The organism is Acinetobacter sp. WCHA55 (genome assembly GCF_002165305.2).
GTDB lineage: Bacteria > Pseudomonadota > Gammaproteobacteria > Pseudomonadales > Moraxellaceae > Acinetobacter.
Window position 1 is genome coordinate 497,819 of the sequence record NZ_CP032286.1, and the last position, 17,960, is coordinate 515,778.

The window sequence follows — 17,960 nt, forward strand, 5'->3', positions numbered from 1 at the left end:
TTCCTTATTCTCTGGCAAGTGCTGCAACAGGGTCGAGTTTGGCTGCATTTTTTGCAGGCAAGAAACCAAACACCACACCAATTAATGTCGAGCATACAAATGCGGCGATAATGGAGGTGGTTGAGTAAGCAACCCCAAAATTACCCCCAGCAAATTTTTGAATGATTTGTCCTAGACCCAGCGAGAGCAATACGCCTAACACCCCACCAATCAGGCAGACTAAGATGGCTTCAATCAGGAACTGTTGCAAAATATCACTTTGACGTGCACCCACTGCCATCCGAACCCCAATTTCTTGCGTGCGTTCGGTCACTGAAACCAACATAATATTCATTACACCGATACCACCTACTACCAAAGAAATCACGGCAATTGCAGAAACCAATAGGGTCATGGTGCTGGTGGTTTTTTCAATGGTTTGGCGAATACTGTCACTGTTCATGGTGAACACATCTTGTTGACCATGACGCAAGGTGAGTAGGTTCACAATTGCGTTTTCAGCTGCGCTCGTGGAGTATTTATCATTGATTTGCACCACGATATTGCGCACATTACTTTGACCGAGCATACGACTCATTACTGTCGTGTAAGGCATATAGACATTTAATGTGTCATCAGAACCCATAGCACTGGTTTGCGGTTCGACGATACCAATAATTCGTGCAGGAACACTGCCCAAAAGTACGACTTGCCCAATTGGATTACTGCCATCACTAAAAAACTGTTTTTGTGTATTGGTATCAATGACCACGTCTTGGGTGCGGTCACGGACGCTCCGCTGGTCAAAGGTTTGCCCATTTTTGAAGGTCAGGCCTTTCACTGTGAAATAATCGCCACCGACGCCATTAATGGTGGCATTGGCTTCACTTTGTTGATAGCGAATGGTTTTGGATGAACTCACCATTGGACTGACCGCACTCACATACGGTTGGGTGGCGAGCGCTTCAGCATCGGCAGGAACAAGGGTTTTAAAGTTGGCCGTTTTGGAGTTATCACCAAAACCGCGACCTTGGAACACCGTAATAGTATTGGTGCCTAAACTACTGATGTTACTTAAAATCTGCTGTTGTGATCCATTGCCTAAAGCCACCACTGTCACGACTGATGCAATTCCGATGATAATGCCGAGCATGGTCAAAAAGGTTCGCATGCGGTGTGCATTCATCGACAAAAGTGCCATACGGAAGGCTTCACCTAAACGGTCGAGCAGGGAACGCCATGCGGAGACACTTTTATTTTTTTCTTGTTGGGCTGAAATCGCAGTTTCTGCATCAGGGTCGTTGTGTAGTTCAGTGTCGTGCTTAGGTTGATTGACACGGTCTGCAATGATTTGCCCATCGCTGATCTCGATAATCCGTGAGGCATTTTTTGCCACTTGCATATCATGGGTCACCAAAATAATGGTATGGCCTGCGGCATTTAGTTCACGCAAAATCCGCATCACTTCCACGCCACTATGCGAGTCTAGGGCACCTGTTGGTTCGTCAGCGAGAATGACATCACCACCATTCATCAAGGCACGTGCAATAGAGACACGTTGTTGCTGCCCGCCAGAAAGTTGACTTGGTCGGTTTTGGGTTTTATTGCCCAGCCCTAATTCTGTCAGTAACGCAGTGGCACGTTGTTTACGCGCATACGGTGTTGCACCTGCATAAACGGCAGGGACTTCAACATTACCTTCTGCGGTTAAGTCGCCTAAAAGGTGGTAACGCTGGAAAATAAAACCAAAATATTCACGACGTAATTCGGCCAACTGATCCGGTTCGAGTTTACCAGTTTCGCGACCATTGACCTGATAACTCCCAGAGGTCGGGCGGTCGAGACAGCCCAAAATATTCATCAGGGTGGATTTACCTGAACCCGATTGGCCGACAATGGCAACCAATTCACCTTCGTAAATGGTCAGGTCAATGCCTTTGAGAATTTGGACAGTACTTTCACCAGCTGGAAACTCTCGCACCAAATTGCTGACTTCAAGCAAGGCTTTTTTGGTCATGCTTACATTCCCATTGGTGGACTGTTACGACGGCGGTTGCTGCTGTTGGCAGAAGCTGCAGAGTTCTCCGAACTGTCTGCAATCACTACTTGATCACCTTCTTTTAAGCCTGCAAGCACTTGTGCATTGACGCGGTTATTGATACCCACCAGAATTTGTTTTGGTTGAGCTGAGCCGTCCGCTTGTAAGACACGAACCACGCTCAGCGTAGCTTTACCTTCTTTGACCAATTGTTGTTGCGCTGCATTTAAATTCAGACGTTCAAGTCGCGGACCTTGAGGTCGGTCTGAGTCCGATTTGCTTTGTGGCGACGATGCCGCTTGCGTATTTGAACCACTGTTACGCTTTGTATTTGCAGGACGAGTGGAAATTGCAGAAGAAGGGACTAATAAGGCATTTTTTGCGGAATCGAGCACAATGTAGACTTGTGCAGTCATATCAATACGTAGCTTGCCATCATGGTTGGGTACATCAAACAGCGCATTGTAGTAAATTGCAGTGCTGGTTGATGTGCTGGTGGTACTTTCGTCGGTAATCGAGTCTGGCGCAGGTTCAACCTGACGTAGGCTGGCATAACGCTTGCTGTCATCACCTAAAGTGGTGAAATAAACCTGTTGGCCTTTTTCAACTTTCATGATGTCCGCTTCACTAACCTGCGCCTTAATGGTCATATTTTGCAATTTTGCAATTTTAACAATGGTCGGTGCACTTTGATTGGCGTTTACTGTTTGACCTTCTTCAGTCACGATCGCCACCACAGTACCATCAGTCGGTGCCACAATGCGGGTATAACCGATATTGGTTTGAGCAGTCGACTTAGTCACCTTTGCAGATTCAATCTGTGCATCAATGGCCTTAATCTGTGCTTGCGCTGTTTTATAGCTAGCCTCAGCCGATTCTAATTCTGCTTTTGATGTGGCATCTTGTGCATACATTTGCTGTTGACGTTTATATGCCAGTTGCGCCTCATTAAGATTGGCTTCCTGTTGTAGACGCTGCGCTTGCAAATTTTTAATGTTGGCTTCTGCTGTTTTAAAGCTGTTTTCTTGGGTGGTTGAATCAATTTGCGCAATTAATTGACCTTGTTTAACTTCATCACCCAGTTGCACATACATTTTCTGTACTTGACCTGAGACCTGTGCGCCGACACTCACCAGTTTGGTTGCATCTAGAGTACCTGTCGCCAATACTGTATTTTCAAGATCACCACGAGTGACCGATTCACTAATATACTGTGGTTGTTCTTGTTTTGGTTTGAAGTATGTCCACGCGACATAAGCAAGTACGGCAACACACAGTACCGTAATAACCATTTTGACAGCTTTTATTTTTTGCATTGGAATCAGGGAGTAAACAGAATTGCAGATAGTATAAAAGCGAAATACGGATAAATCGTGAATTTTTTGAACAAATAGAAATGATTATTATTTTTAAAAGACTGATTGCTACAATTTAAGCGGGAAAGAGTGATTTTCCACACAGCGTCGCAATGGCTTGCATCACGACATGTTCAGCATTTTCATGACCCAAACCTTTAATCGAAGCATCAATGCGAAGTAAGAGACTAGGCCACGTTAAAAAGCACTGCGGGTTCAGTCGACGTAAGGCGTGTTGATAGACGCTGACTTTATTTTTCCAAATTCCCAGTTGCAGTGCATTTTGCGGTTGCTCAAACAGTTGCATGAGTAAACGCATTTCTTTACTAATGCTCCATAAAATCAGACTGAGAGCTTCACCCGAGGCAATCAGATATTGGTAAATTTTAATGGATTGTGCCAGATTGCCCTCGAGCAGAGCATCACTCAAGTCGAAAGTGCTATAGCGGGATTGGTCTTGTAAGCAGGCATGTAAATGATCAATTTGAATTAGCTCAACATCAGCAAAGGTATCGCTGACACGCATTAAGCTATTTTTAGCTGCAAGTAAGTTGTGTTCATGGTGCTGTTCTAACCACTGCCATGCATCCTGACTCAGTTTAACCCCAAGCTTATCTGCTTCAATACTCAAAATCTGTTGACGATCACGCGGATAATTCGCGGTCAGAGCAACATGCACACCATTGGCTTCAACGGTTTGGAAAAAGCTCGTTTTTAGGCTAGCGCTGTCCTGTTTTGGCATCACCACCAAAAGCAAGTTTTGCTCATTGCTTTGGATATAGCTTTTTAGTAACTTTAAAGCGTTAGCATCGGGCTTAATATTGCCATGAACTTCAATGGCAAGCTGGCTTGAAAATAAGGACAAGCTATTGAGCGCATTAAAGACATTTTTCCAGTCATTGACATTGCTAATGTCATGTCGTTGTCGTTCAATCTCTTGCTTTTGCCAACTTGCTCGAAATGCATCCAGTAAATTTTGCTCAAGCAATGGTTCTTGACCTTGCATAATCCACGCGCCGCGAGCTTCATCGACACGTTTTAAGGCTTGCAAATAGTCAAGTTTCATTGTTAAACCTTACTGCTGTGCCGGTGGTAGGCGGTTCAGTGAAATTTGACGCACAATTTGCTGCGCGACATCATCCACAATGACTTGATTTAAATAGTTTTTCTCTTGGTCATCAGTGTTGACGGTTTCAACGTTATATTGATAACTACGCGTTGCAACTACGGTCCGTGGTTCAGTCAGTGCACGGCCTTGCGCATCTTCAATACGGAAGGTGACATTGAGGCGTAATAACACTTCAATCAGTTTACCGTTCAGCTCTAAACGCTGCGGTTTATAGTCTAGCACGCGAAGCACATAGGCATCTGAACCACTGCTTAGCTGTACACCCGATGCACCTAAATAAATGGCTAATTTTTCATGCAGTTCATCGGTGTTCTTCGGAAGCACCAAATTCATTTTTGAATAAGCAATCGGCGTTGCGCTTGGATTGGTGCCTTTTAAATGAAAGCCACACCCGACTAAGCCAGCACTTAGGCCACAAGTTAAAACAATAGCTGCCAAACATTTGCCTAAATGCATGTGTTGTCCTCTGTTTGCTCTTTTTGATAAAAGAAAAATAATATGTCGTGATTGTATGTGCAAAGCCCGTTGGCTGGCAACGGGCTTTGTTTGGGTTTTGTTTGTCGTTTATCATTTCCCCCTCTTTTTAAAAGAGGTGAGAAGCAATGCTTTGCAAGGGAGATTTCTAATAAAATTCCACCAAGCCTCTCTTTATAAAAGGGAGGCTCAAAGACCTTAAACCACCAAATTCACTAATTTATTGGGCACTACAATTTCTTTCTTGGTTGGACCCGTCAAGAATTGTTGAACTTCTGGCAATGCTTTAGCTAATGCAAGCAATTCATCTTTCGATGCATCGACAGACACTTCTAATTTGCCACGCAGTTTACCGTTTACTTGAACCACAATTGTTTGCGTATTGCGTGTGAGAGCAGATGCATCCACAGTTGGGAACAACACGTTGGTTAAGTCCAGTCCAAATTCAGCCAATAAAGTTTGGCTTAAATGTGGTGCAAATGGCGCAAGTAAAGTTAAAAGCGTTGTAATTGATTCACGAGCAACCGCAACATCATTATCATTTTTCGCTTCAAACTTGTTGTTCGCATTTAACAGTTCCATCATCGCTGCAATAGCCGTGTTAAAGGCGTGGCGGCGTTCGATGTCATCACCCACTTTTTGAATGGTTTCATGCGTTTTACGACGTAAATCTTGTGCTTCTGTAGATAGTTGAGCAGTATCAATTGCAGAAGCTGAATTGCCTTTTTCAAGGAAGCTTGCAACCAAACGCCATACGCGTTTCAAGAAACGATTTGCGCCCTCCACACCTGCATCAGACCATTCAAGGGATTGATCTGGTGGAGCAGCAAACATCATGAACACACGTGCCGTATCTGCACCGTACTGATCAATGATGGCTTGTGGGTCGATACCGTTATTTTTTGATTTCGACATTTTCTCTTGGCCACCAACAATCACGTCCTGACCATCACCTTGGTATTTCGCAGACAGAATACGACCTTTTTCATCACGTTCGAGGTCGATATCCGCAGGGTTAAACCAAGTTTTCTTGCCTGATTCAGCTTCACGGTAATAAGTGTCTGCCAAAACCATACCTTGAGTTAACAGGTTGGTAAATGGTTCATTGCCTTGTACTACACCTTCATCACGCATCAATTTGTGGAAGAAGCGTGCATAAAGTAAGTGTAGAATCGCGTGTTCAACACCACCAATGTATTGATTTACTGGAAGCCATGTTTGAGCAGCTTCAGGTTTAACTAAACCATCAGTAAAATCAGGAGATGCATAACGTGCATAGTACCAAGATGATTCTACAAAGGTATCTAAAGTATCAGTTTCACGACGTGCTTCGCCACCACAGCTTGGGCACGAGGTTTGATAAAACTCAGGCATCTTGTTCAGGGGGTTACCCGAGCCATCAGGTACGACATCAGTTGGTAAGACCACTGGAAGTTGCTCTTCAGGTACAGGAACCTGACCACATTTTTCACAGTTGATCATTGGAATTGGGCAACCCCAATAACGCTGACGCGATACGCCCCAGTCACGTAAACGGAACTGGACTTTCGTGCTTGCAAGAGTTGTTGGTTCTAATTTTGCAAGGAATGCATCATAAGCAGCTTGGAAGTCTAAACCGTCAAATTCTGCTGAATTGACCAATTTACCCTCTTTAGAACCGTACCATTCTTGCCATTGTGTAGCATCAAAGTCTGCATCGTCTGCGCCTTGAGCATCAATGACTTGTTTGATGGTTAAGCCGTATTTGTTGGCAAATTCAAAATCACGTTCGTCATGTGCAGGAACTGCCATGACTGCGCCAGAACCATAAGACATCAGCACGTAGTTAGCAATCCAAACAGGAATGTCTTCACCAGTGACAGGATGCTTCACAGACAGACCCGTTGCCATTCCTTTCTTTTCAGCCGTGGCAAGGTCAGCTTCAGCCACAGAACCCATACGGCATTCTTCAATAAATGCTTGAAGTTCAGCATTATTTTCCGCTGCTTTCAGCGCCATCGGATGTTCAGCAGCAACAGCAACATAAGTCACGCCCATTAAGGTGTCAGCACGTGTCGTAAATACTGTTAAACCGTCTGCATACACGTCAGGATTCGCAGAAGGGAAGGTAATATCCATCCCTTGTGAACGACCAATCCAGTTGCGTTGCATGGTCAAGACTTGCTGTGGCCAACCATCTTTTAAGGTATCTAAATCGTCTAATAATTCTTGCGCATAGTCGGTAATGCGGAAGTAATACATTGGAATATCACGTTTTTCAACCAATGCACCTGAACGCCAACCACGGCCATTTTCAACTTGTTCGTTCGCAAGTACAGTTTGATCCACAGGATCCCAATTTACGGTAGATAACTTACGGTAAATAAGGCCTTTTTTATAAAGTTGTACGAATAGCCACTGTTCCCAGCGGTAATATTCAGGGGTACACGTTGCAAATTCACGGTCCCAATCGACTGATAGACCTAATTTTTTTAATTGGTCACGCATATATGCAATGTTTTCAAAGGTCCATTTTGCAGGTGCAACTTGGTGTGCAATCGCAGCATTTTCAGCAGGTAAACCAAAAGCATCCCAACCCATAGGTTGCAGGACGGTTTCCCCCTTGAGACGGTGGAAACGACTGATGACATCACCAATAGTGTAGTTACGCACATGACCCATATGCAGTTTGCCACTTGGATAGGGGAACATCGAGAGGATATAACGACGTGGACCTTCTACAGAGTCGGCAACTTTAAAGGCTTTACGAGCTTCCCAGTCTTGTTGGACGGTAGGTTCAATCGCGCTCGCTTGATATTCAGGGTCAATGTGAGTAGTCATATACGTAAGTAGAACAATGGTTAAAAAGTTTGTTGCACAGCATAGCGCAAAATGCACCTAAAAGTGAATTTTGCGCAGGAAATTAAACAAGCTAAAAATAAATCTGGAATCGCGCGGAATGATTAAACTGCAGGGCGGACCTGTTGGCCTTGTTGAAGTGCTTCATTCGCTTCACGTCGTTGATTTTCTAAATCAACCGCTGGTGCTGGGGCAGCACTTGGTACAGCATTGGGAGGGGCTGGTACAGTATTTGGAATATTGGCAGGTGGTGGTGCTTCCGATGATGCAGGTTGTGGAGGATTTTTCCAACCATAGGTATCGACTTTGCCTTTTTTCTTTGCTGTTTTTGGTGGAGGTGTTGTGGTGTAATGTGTCGAGCCTTGGTTATCAACCCACTTATAATAAGTTTTAGCGAAGCTTTGTGTGCTGCCCATTACAAGCCCCATTCCCACCAAACATGCTGCTATTTTTGCAAACTGAATGCTCATCTACCATTGTCCTTTTTATATCCGTAGTCATTGGATTTTATCGGGTTTATCGTTGCCGTTATTTTATGCCAATTTGAGAACAATAAGCAGTGTTTGACACGTTTTTCATCTGAGTTTTTTGAAATATTTTGCAGGTCAAATCCTCAGTTTAATGCGTGAAATATGCGATATGACACAGTATGAAAATAAGAAGGTTATGCTAAAACCTGATGTACAAATGCTGATCTATACTTAAAAATGAAAAACTTGAGATAGATGTTGAATTTAAATTTGGGTGAATATCTTATTAAACTTATTTATGGGTTTTATTATGTTTTTTTATTAGTAAATTCAGTGGAATAGAAATCTAATTGTTTTTGCACTAAAAAACATAGGAAAAGTGGCTTAGTTCCCTTTGTCCGCGATGAATAAAAAATAAACGCTCTGTAAATAAACAAAAAAAAGCTAATTTTTAAACTTGACTTTAGTCACGAAACTCCTAAAAATGCTGTCTTTAGTTTTATATGCCTTTACTCGATCACCCTTCGATAAAGTGTCATTTCATGCAATGGACACGCTTTCTAGCCGAGACCGTGAACAAAGTAAAAAAATGTGTTTATCCCAACACGTTTTAGATCTCATATTGCTCAAACAGCATACAGATCAGAATTTTTTCCTATTGCTATGAAAACTAAGAAATATGTGTGCTATAACAGTGCAGACAATCAATGAATGAAACACTGCTGGTGCCTTCCACCATTGCAGTGATAAAGATTAGGGTGAATCACGTTGGAACTTTTATCTGGTGGTGAAATGCTCGTTCGCGCATTGGCGGACGAAGGCGTTGAACATGTATTTGGATACCCAGGCGGCGCAGTTTTACATATCTACGACGCGTTCTTTCAACAAGACAAAATCAATCATTACCTTGTGCGCCATGAACAAGCTGCTGGTCATATGGCAGATGCTTACTCACGCGTAACAGGTAAGACGGGCGTGGTCCTCGTGACTTCAGGTCCGGGTGCAACCAATACTGTGACTCCAATCGCAACGGCTTATATGGACTCAATCCCAATGGTGATTTTGTCTGGTCAGGTTGCGTCACATTTAATTGGTGAAGATGCATTCCAAGAAACAGATATGGTCGGTATTTCTCGTCCGATCGTAAAGCATAGTTTCCAAGTGCGCCATGCCAGCGAAATTCCTTCGATTATTAAGAAAGCTTTTTATATCGCGTCTTCAGGTCGTCCAGGTCCAGTTGTGGTCGATATTCCGAAAGATGCGACTAACCCTGCTGAGAAATTTGCTTACGAATACCCAGAAAAAGTGAAGATGCGTTCGTATCAACCGCCGCATCGTGGTCACTCAGGTCAAATTCGTAAAGCCATTGAAGAGCTGATCCATGCTAAACGTCCTGTAATTTATACTGGCGGTGGCGTGGTTCAAGGTAATGCATCAGAACAGTTGACTGAGTTGGCGCATATTCTAGGCTTCCCAGTCACCAATACATTGATGGGTCTTGGTGCATTTCCAGGCAATGATCCACAATTTATTGGTATGTTGGGTATGCATGGTACGTATGAAGCCAATATGACCATGCACAATGCCGATGTGATTTTGTGTATCGGTGCGCGTTTCGATGACCGTGTAACCAATAATCCAGCAAAATTCTGTCCAAATGCTAAAGTGATTCATATTGACATCGACCCAGCGACGATTTCAAAAACTATCATGGCGCATATCCCAATCGTGGGTGCGGTAGAACCAGTCCTTCAAGAAATGTTGACACAGTTGAAACAAATGAATGTGTCTAAACCAAATCCTGAAGACATAGCTGCTTGGTGGGCGCAAATCAATGAATGGCGTAAAGTTCATGGCATGCGTTATGAGTCAGGTGCAAATGGTGTAATGAAACCACAACAAGTGGTGGAAGCACTAGATAAAATCACCAATGGTGAAGCGATCATTACTTCTGATGTAGGTCAGCATCAAATGTTTGCTGCGAACTATTATAAGTATAAACGTCCGCGCCAATGGGTGAACTCTGGTGGCCTAGGCACCATGGGTGTAGGTTTACCCTATGCGATGGCGGCGAAATTGGCTTTCCCTGATCAACAAGTGGTATGTATCACAGGTGAAGCATCGATTCAGATGTGTATTCAAGAGCTTTCGACGTGTAAGCAATATGGCCTAAATGTAAAAATCCTCTGCTTGAATAACCAAGCTTTAGGGATGGTAAAGCAGTGGCAAGATATGAACTATGAAGGACGTCATTCGAGTTCTTATATCGATTCATTGCCTGACTTCCCTAAATTAATGGAAGCGTATGGTCACGTTGGCATTCAAATTGACCATGCGGATGAGCTAGAGTCGAAGCTTGCTGAAGCAATGGCAATCAACGATAAATGTGTATTTATTAATGTGATGGTTGACCGCACAGAGCATGTTTATCCAATGCTTATTGCAGGTCAGTCAATGCAAGATATGTGGTTAGGCAAAGGGGAGCGCACGTCATGAGACACATTATCTCTGTACTTGTAGAGAATGAAGCTGGTGCGCTTTCTCGTTTGGTGGGTTTATTTTCTCAACGTGGTTATAACATTGAGACTTTAAACGTTGCGCCAACCGAAGATCCGACCTTATCACGTCTGACATTAACAACTTATGGCGATGACCATAAAATTGAACAAATCACCAAACAGCTCAACAAATTGGTTGAAGTGGTGAAAGTGGTTGATCTGTCTGAAGGTGCGCATATTGAGCGTGAGTTGATGTTGATTAAAGTCAAATCACTCGGTTCAGCACGTGCTGAAATCAAGCGAACTGCGGACATTTTCCGTGCGCAAATCGTGGATGTCACCCCAACGACCTATACCATTCAAATCGCGGGTACAACTGAAAAAATTGATGGTTTTATTGATGCACTCGCAGAGAACACCATTCTTGAAGTTGTGCGCTCAGGTGTTTCAGGCATCGCGCGCGGCGAAAAAGTTTTAACTATTTAATTAACACGATTCAACCTCCTTTTGAGAAAGAGGAGGATTTCATCAAACAATAAACCCCTTGATGGAATTACAGAATACCAAGCATTTTAGCGGAGACAGCAATGCAAATTTTTTACGATAAAGACTGCGACTTATCTATCATCCAATCTAAGAAAGTAGCGATCATTGGTTACGGTTCACAAGGTCATGCACACGCGCTTAACCTTAAAGACTCTGGTGTAGACGTAACTGTAGGTTTACGCGCGGGTTCTACTTCTTGGAAAAAAGCTGAAAATTCGGGTCTTAAAGTTGCTGAAGTTCCTGCTGCTGTAGCGCAAGCTGACGTAGTCATGATCTTGACTCCAGATGAATTCCAATCACAACTTTACCGTGACGTGATTGAGCCAAACATCAAAGAAGGTGCAACGCTTGCATTTGCTCACGGTTTCTCTGTTCTTTATAACCAAGTGGTTCCACGTGCTGATTTAGACGTGATCATGGTTGCGCCAAAAGCACCAGGTCATACAGTACGTTCTGAATACCAACGTGGTTCAGGTGTTCCTGACTTAATCGCGATTCACCAAGATGCTTCTGGTAATGCACGTAACGTAGCGCTTTCTTATGCTTCTGGCGTAGGTGGTGGTCGTACAGGTATTATCGAAACTTCTTTCCGTGAAGAAACTGAAACAGACCTATTTGGTGAGCAAGCTGTTCTTTGTGGTGGTGCAGTAGAACTTGTGAAAATGGGCTTCGAAACTTTGGTTGAAGCAGGTTATGCGCCTGAAATGGCTTACTTCGAATGCTTACACGAACTTAAGTTGATTGTTGACTTGATGTTCGAAGGTGGTATCGCGGACATGAACTATTCAGTATCGAACAATGCTGAATATGGCGAGTACGTAACTGGTGTTGAAGTGATCAACGAACAGTCTCGTGAAGCAATGCGTAATGCACTTAAACGTATCCAATCTGGTGAATATGCGAAGATGTTCATTCAAGAAGGTGCGTTGAACTACCCATCAATGACTGCTCGTCGTCGTCAAAACGCAGCGCATGGCATTGAAGTAACAGGTGGTAAGTTACGTGCGATGATGCCTTGGATTCAAGCAAACAAAATCGTAGATAAAGAAAAGAACTAATTTCTTGAATCAGTTGATTTGAATGCGAAGACCCACTCTATTTGAGTGGGTTTTTTTATGTTTAAGCTTAGGTGCCTCAACAAGATAAAAGCAGTGCTTTTATCTTTTTTTGTACTTTGGATTTAAGCAAACAAAATCGTAGATAAAGAGATGACTAAGTTTTTGGTCTAGCTGATTTATATGCTATAAAAAATTGGCTTTGGCAGGTTTTTATTTGGATAAGCACAATGATTTTGTATAAATATGTGAGTTTTGAAGCTGGCTTAAAGATTCTGGAAACGTGTGCTTTAGGTTTTTCGCATTTAGAGGATTTTAATGATCCATTTGAGGCTACTGCATTAGGTCTGACGGAGGGCAGTATTTCTCAAGCTGTTCGCTTTGGGGTATGCCGAAATCGCCTATCAAGAAAATATGCCGTTCTTTCGCTTACTCGTGCACCACTAAATCCCCTAATGTGGTCTCATTATGGAGATTGTTATAAAGGAATGGTGATTGGAATAGATACGGTCAAAGCAGGTTTTGAAAATGATGAGCAATACATTATTCCAGCACATCGGGGAGAAATTATATATGTAAATACGGCACCCAAAGCTACAAATAATATCAATGATGAGGATTTAATGGCTATAGGGGATTCTTCAGTTATGAGTTGGAAAAAGCATGAACGTTTTTTAAAACATGCTTTTCTATATAAGTCTGTATGTTGGGCTTATGAGGAAGAAGTGCGTATTGTTAAAAATATCAGCAGTGCAAATTTTACATATCACTATTCGAGTAAAAAAGAAGAAATAATAGACGGTCTGGTTTGGAATAGATTGCAATTAGAAACAAGGCCAATCTATTTGCGCGACATACCAGAAGAAGCTTTTATGGAAATTTATATTGGTGAGAATTGTTATAGAGACCAGATGAGGAAGCAGAAAAATAAAGCACAACAGGATGTAGAATTGTCAGATCCAATTGAAAGACTAAAGGCTACATGTCAACGAAAAAGTATTTCTCTCTATCGTGTTGGCGTAGATGTAGAGCGTTGGTTGCTCATGAAACAAGAAATCAAATGATATATCGTAAATGTTGTATTTATTTTCAGATAGTATTATGAGGGGTAGAATAAGTGCCTTAAATTTTTTAGCTAAAGTGCTACCAATCTAATAGTACTGGTATAAATAAATCAAAAGAATTTTGATTTATTTATAGTGTGATGTATACGCAGCTTCCAATAATGCCAATCTAAAAACTAAATTGTATTGGATGTCACTAAAAGCTATATAAAATTATTCGACTAATAACGTATCTATCGGCTTTACTGTAATAAATGAAACCCTTAAAAAAGTGCACTTATAGTTACGTTCGGGTTCTTAATGTGAACTTTAGATTTCTAAAATAGTGGTTCATGTAAGTTTAAGGCTTGATTATGTGACTTTAGTTATGTTGTTCAATCCCTAAAACTAGGTAAATAGCATATGAATAAACCTTGTTCTTTAGCAAGACGATCGGCTTGTATTGAAAAATTAGTGGAAATATAAGGTAAAAAAAAGGTGAATAATGAATTTTTTAATGATTTAAGAAATTATTCAAATAAAGATGTAATGAAATGTAAAGCTAAATTTTTAATATAAAACAGCGGGCTATTTAAAATATAAAAAAGCACTAAAATAGAGCATACCTGAAACTAGTGTAACTAATTTTAGGGATTTAAAAAATATATTTTTTTAAAAAATAAAAATAAAAACAATATTTTAATTTTAATTTTATAAGTGTTGAGTATTGCTTCTCTATTTGAGTGAAAAAGGGTGCATAGGTGGATTTTTATGCAGAACAATTAGAATAAACACACACTTAAGAAAAGCTTGGTAGCCATGTAAGGCCCAGCTTTATTAAGGGTAAACACCATAACAATTAATTTGGTTTAGAAGAAAAATCTCGGAGAGTAGCTATGAATAAATTACTACAAGCATCGCTAGTTGCAACACTATTAGGTGCTGGTTCTACGGCAGTTTTGGCAGACGAGGCAGATCGAGGCGGCGATAAATGGTCTAATTGTACTTCTCTTGGTTGCCAAAAAGATATTCCAATTAAACTTAACGTACCAAAAAAATGTGAAATTAAAGGAGGAAGTCCAATTGTACTGAGTCATGAAGGCGGGAATAAAAGCTCTGGCTATACAATTACTACAAATACTCCATATGTACTCAATTTAGAAACTGAGAATGCAGGTACTAACCCTACAACTTACGTTAAGTTGATGGCAGATAGTACAACTTATAAAGTATTCACTTCTATTACAACGAATAAAGTGGGTTCAGCTAGTCCTATACCTTGGGGGAACACAAATCATGATGGTGTTTCAACTGATAGCTATAATGTTATCGTGAACAATGCTGCAGTTAGCGCAAGTCAACGTGCTGGTGATTATACTGATACTTATAAAATTAAAGTTTTTTATTAAACTAATTTTGTAATAGTATATAAAATAACCTAATCTAATGGAGACATTGGATTGGGTTATTTAGTATAAAAATAATGAGGAAGATAAAATATGAATAAAATCATGGTTATTTGCAGTTTTTTTATGTTTTGTACTTCACAAATACATGCGGGCGTTTCGATAGATCCTGTTCAACTCTACATTTCTGGAAAAGATCAAAAAAGAACGACTACGGTTACGTTGGAATCAAAAGATGAAGCAGAAAAAAAAGTTTTTGAAGTGAATGCAGTGAAGTGGACTCAAAATGATAAGGGGGAAGATATTTATGAGGTGGATAGCTCTTTATTAATTAATCCAAAAAATTTTATTTTGCAACCAAATGCAAAGCAAGTGATAAGAGTAGGCTTTAATCGACCAATTGACTCAGTTTTATCGCAAGGACAGGAAGGTACATGGCGAATTGTAATTAATGAAATGCATCAAGCGACTAAAGGTTCAGTGGTTAACTTCTTAGTTAGTTTTAATATGCCATTATTTGTAGGGCAGCAAGAAAATATAAAGTTAAATTTTAGTACCGATTCCGATCGTTTAATTGTTAAAAATGATGCAAATTCACATATTAGAATAAGCAACTTGAAAGTCTTAGATACGAATAAAAAAGTCATTTATAAGAGTGAGCAAATGAAGTATTTGTTAGCTAAAAAGAGTACATCTTATGCTTTAAAGGATGTTCAACTGAAAAAATCCACAAATTATATAATTCAATTTAATTCAGATAAAAATGATGATGTAGTGGAGTTGAAATTCTCAAATTAGGTAAGGGGAATTTTTATGAGAACGAATACTAAAGCACTCTTGCTGATTAATTTTTTTATTTCATTAAATGTAATGGCAGTTGAAGTTAAATATGAAGAAAGAATTGCAAATTTATGGATTAATGGTCTTGATCATGCAATTGATGTGGACCTCATACAAAAGGATGATCAGTATTATATTGAGTGTAATATTTTAAAAGAAAGAAATATTGATGTTATTGGATTTGTAAAACTAACGAATAAAGATAACTACTGTTTGGTTTCTGGTGGTGAGGTAAATTCAGAATTTGATGAAGCTTCGCAGTCTATAAAAATAGATATTCCGACAAAATATTTTGCACAAAATACAGGTGGAATTAATAACAGCCTAACACCAGAGAAAGCAAGTTTTGGTGGTTTTATTAATTATGACTTCTTATATACCACAAATAGTGATCATGATGATGGATTTAATAGCTTAGTTGATTTAGGGATTTTTAAAGACTATTGGATATTAAAAAACTCTTTGATTCATAGAAACTCTTCAGAGGAGGATGGTGTTGTACGATTGAGTAGTAGTTTAGATATTGATTTTCCAGAAAAAATGACACGCCTTACCTTGGGGGATACAACAACAGCATCTAATCCATTAATCAACTCACTTCGTTTTGCAGGACTAAGCTGGGGAACGAACTATACAGAACGACCAGACTTCATCTATTGGAATTTGCCTGTATTACAGGGCAGTGCGCGAATACCATCAACAGTTGATTTATATATTAACGGAACAAAAATCTATAGTGAGAGAGTTAGTCCGGGTGACTATGCATTGCAAACAGGTGCCCAGATTCAGCAAGCAGGCAATGCCCAAATTGTGGTAGAGGATGTGTTAGGAAATCGAAGTGTACAGAACTTTCCTATTATGGTGACTAATCGTTTACTTCGTTCTGGTTTAAGTGAGTATAATGTTGCTTTGGGTAAGTTAAGATATAATTATTCTACAGATAGTGGGGATTATCGCGATTTCTTTGCAAATACTTATTATCGAAGAGGTCTTTCAAACTCAACCACGCTTGGTACAAATCTATCTTATAGTCAAGATATTCAAAATGTAGGATTTACTTGGACACAAGGGGTGTCTAATTATCTAGTGTTAGATAGTGTGATTTTAGCTTCACATGATGATGCTCATGATATTAATTATTCATATGGACTTTCAGCCAGTAAAGATTTTGGTAGAGTATCTTTAGGGTTAAGTACAAAATATAATGACCGAAATTTTATTTTTCTTGGCGATGATCTCGAATCTACTTTTACTTACCCAAAGTTTGAAAATTTGGCATATGTTGGTATTAGTAATTTGCCTTATATTGGTAATTTTAATATTAACTATGCGGAGCAGCGCCACTATAAAAATACCCAGAATAATTCAGCAGATCAAAAGTTAATTACTGTTGGATTTAATAGGAGTTTTAGGAGTGGGTTTACATTTGGTTTAAGCTATTTTAATAATTTTGGGGATAATAAGGATTCAGGTGGGATTTTGTCCCTTAGTTATAACTTTGATGATAAGTCGGTCTACTTTAGTGCTTCTGCAGATAAAAGTGCGAATTTGCAATTTGTTAAAAATGATTCGAGTCAGGTAGGCGTAGATTACAATTTTGGTGCAGATTATCGTGATAGTGAAACTGTATTAAATGCCAATGCTACTGTGAAAACCAATATCGGTGACCTTAATCTATATCATGTTCAAGGTGAGCACTCGAGTGACTCTCAAATTAATTATAAAGGTGCAATGGTCTTTTTGGATGGGAAGTTTAGCTTAACTAAACGCGTAGATAATGCTTTTGCTTTGGTGAAAGTAGGAGATTATAAAGATATAGATGTTTTGCGTTCTTTAACTTATGCAAATAAAACGAATAGTAAAGGTTATGCATTTGTGCATGAGATTATTCCTTATGTGAAATATGATATTTCATTTGATGTGGATCAGTTGCCTATTGAAGACAAGATCCCATACTCATCTAAACAAATTACTACATTAAATCAGCGGGGATATACCATTGATTTTCCAATTTATCATGCAAAACAAGTGACGATTCGTCCACTTGAAGGTCAATCAAATCAAGCATTTTTAGCGGGTTCAGAGTTATATATTAATAATGAGGAGGGAGAGCTTTATCCAGTTGGTTCGGATGGAACAATTACTTTGTATGGTCTAGTGCCAAAAACGTATAAGTTACAAATCAAGACAGCAGATGCTAAAACATGTAATGCTGAGTTGGTTGTGACAGATGCACAAACAAGTGAAGATATTCGCACAATCATCTTCGAGTGCCAATGAGAGGAGAAA

Annotated in this window: 13 protein-coding genes; 7 read left to right on the forward strand and 6 right to left on the reverse strand. The window is 40.2% G+C overall.

Annotation, left to right across the window (positions count from 1 at the left end):
- Positions 1-4 precede the first annotated feature (4 nt).
- From CDG62_RS05210 to CDG62_RS05240, 6 genes are all read right to left on the reverse strand, one after another.
- Positions 5-1,996, reverse strand: a complete 1,992-nt coding sequence (locus CDG62_RS05210) for a MacB family efflux pump subunit (protein WP_087528022.1) — start codon at positions 1,994-1,996, stop codon at positions 5-7.
- A gap of 2 nt (positions 1,997-1,998) precedes the next feature.
- Entirely contained in the window at positions 1,999-3,333 is a 1,335-nt protein-coding gene (locus CDG62_RS05215) for a MacA family efflux pump subunit (protein ID WP_087528023.1), read from the reverse strand.
- 115 nt (positions 3,334-3,448) lie between these two features.
- Complete coding sequence (gene holA / locus CDG62_RS05220) at positions 3,449-4,438, reverse strand: DNA polymerase III subunit delta (RefSeq protein WP_087528024.1); 990 nt, start codon at positions 4,436-4,438, stop codon at positions 3,449-3,451.
- Between the two features lie 9 nt (positions 4,439-4,447).
- Positions 4,448-4,957 carry an LPS assembly lipoprotein LptE gene (gene lptE, locus CDG62_RS05225; protein ID WP_087528025.1) on the reverse strand — a complete coding sequence of 170 codons (510 nt, stop codon included), beginning with the start codon at positions 4,955-4,957 and terminating at the stop codon, positions 4,448-4,450.
- A 216-nt stretch (positions 4,958-5,173) separates the two neighbouring features.
- A complete protein-coding gene (leuS, locus tag CDG62_RS05235; RefSeq protein ID WP_087528027.1) occupies positions 5,174-7,795 on the reverse strand; it encodes a leucine--tRNA ligase in 2,622 nt (873 codons plus the stop codon).
- Between the two features lie 122 nt (positions 7,796-7,917).
- On the reverse strand, positions 7,918-8,241 hold the full coding sequence (locus CDG62_RS05240; protein WP_416232139.1) for a DUF4124 domain-containing protein: 324 nt from the start codon (positions 8,239-8,241) through the stop codon (positions 7,918-7,920).
- A gap of 810 nt (positions 8,242-9,051) precedes the next feature.
- Between CDG62_RS05240 and CDG62_RS05245 the strand changes: the two genes are divergently transcribed.
- The 7 genes from CDG62_RS05245 to CDG62_RS05275 all read left to right on the forward strand — a co-directional run bounded on the left by CDG62_RS05245 (position 9,052) and on the right by CDG62_RS05275 (position 17,951).
- Entirely contained in the window at positions 9,052-10,779 is a 1,728-nt protein-coding gene (locus tag CDG62_RS05245) for an acetolactate synthase 3 large subunit (RefSeq protein WP_087528029.1), read from the forward strand.
- Complete coding sequence (gene ilvN, locus CDG62_RS05250) at positions 10,776-11,267, forward strand: acetolactate synthase small subunit (protein ID WP_004697653.1); 492 nt, start codon at positions 10,776-10,778, stop codon at positions 11,265-11,267. Before CDG62_RS05245 ends, ilvN begins: the two co-directional genes overlap by 4 nt.
- Before the next feature lie 101 nt (positions 11,268-11,368).
- Positions 11,369-12,385: a ketol-acid reductoisomerase gene (ilvC, locus tag CDG62_RS05255; RefSeq protein ID WP_086210463.1), complete on the forward strand. Its 1,017-nt coding sequence runs from the start codon at positions 11,369-11,371 to the stop codon at positions 12,383-12,385.
- A 227-nt stretch (positions 12,386-12,612) separates the two neighbouring features.
- A complete protein-coding gene (locus CDG62_RS05260; RefSeq protein WP_228254422.1) occupies positions 12,613-13,446 on the forward strand; it encodes a DUF2971 domain-containing protein in 834 nt (277 codons plus the stop codon).
- Between the two features lie 875 nt (positions 13,447-14,321).
- Positions 14,322-14,834 (forward strand): hypothetical protein, encoded by a 513-nt coding sequence (locus tag CDG62_RS05265; RefSeq protein WP_087528030.1) that lies wholly within the window; start codon positions 14,322-14,324, stop codon positions 14,832-14,834.
- Between the two features lie 90 nt (positions 14,835-14,924).
- Positions 14,925-15,629 (forward strand): molecular chaperone, encoded by a 705-nt coding sequence (locus CDG62_RS05270; protein ID WP_087528031.1) that lies wholly within the window; start codon positions 14,925-14,927, stop codon positions 15,627-15,629.
- Between the two features lie 15 nt (positions 15,630-15,644).
- Positions 15,645-17,951 (forward strand): fimbria/pilus outer membrane usher protein, encoded by a 2,307-nt coding sequence (locus tag CDG62_RS05275; RefSeq protein ID WP_087528032.1) that lies wholly within the window; start codon positions 15,645-15,647, stop codon positions 17,949-17,951.
- Positions 17,952-17,960 lie beyond the last annotated feature (9 nt).

Excerpts from the sequence above, each read along its gene's own strand:
- CDG62_RS05210 (WP_087528022.1), bottom strand. The coding sequence starts at position 1,996 with ATGACCAAAAAAGCCTTGCTTGAAGTCAGCAATTTGGTGCGAGAGTTT.
- CDG62_RS05215 (WP_087528023.1), bottom strand. The coding sequence starts at position 3,333 with ATGCAAAAAATAAAAGCTGTCAAAATGGTTATTACGGTACTGTGTGTT.
- holA (WP_087528024.1), bottom strand. The coding sequence starts at position 4,438 with ATGAAACTTGACTATTTGCAAGCCTTAAAACGTGTCGATGAAGCTCGC.
- lptE (WP_087528025.1), bottom strand. The coding sequence starts at position 4,957 with ATGCATTTAGGCAAATGTTTGGCAGCTATTGTTTTAACTTGTGGCCTA.
- leuS (WP_087528027.1), bottom strand. The coding sequence starts at position 7,795 with ATGACTACTCACATTGACCCTGAATATCAAGCGAGCGCGATTGAACCT.
- CDG62_RS05240 (WP_416232139.1), bottom strand. The coding sequence starts at position 8,241 with ATGGGGCTTGTAATGGGCAGCACACAAAGCTTCGCTAAAACTTATTAT.
- ilvN (WP_004697653.1), top strand. The coding sequence starts at position 10,776 with ATGAGACACATTATCTCTGTACTTGTAGAGAATGAAGCTGGTGCGCTT.
- ilvC (WP_086210463.1), top strand. The coding sequence starts at position 11,369 with ATGCAAATTTTTTACGATAAAGACTGCGACTTATCTATCATCCAATCT.
- CDG62_RS05260 (WP_228254422.1), top strand. The coding sequence starts at position 12,613 with ATGATTTTGTATAAATATGTGAGTTTTGAAGCTGGCTTAAAGATTCTG.
- CDG62_RS05265 (WP_087528030.1), top strand. The coding sequence starts at position 14,322 with ATGAATAAATTACTACAAGCATCGCTAGTTGCAACACTATTAGGTGCT.
- CDG62_RS05270 (WP_087528031.1), top strand. The coding sequence starts at position 14,925 with ATGAATAAAATCATGGTTATTTGCAGTTTTTTTATGTTTTGTACTTCA.
- CDG62_RS05275 (WP_087528032.1), top strand. The coding sequence starts at position 15,645 with ATGAGAACGAATACTAAAGCACTCTTGCTGATTAATTTTTTTATTTCA.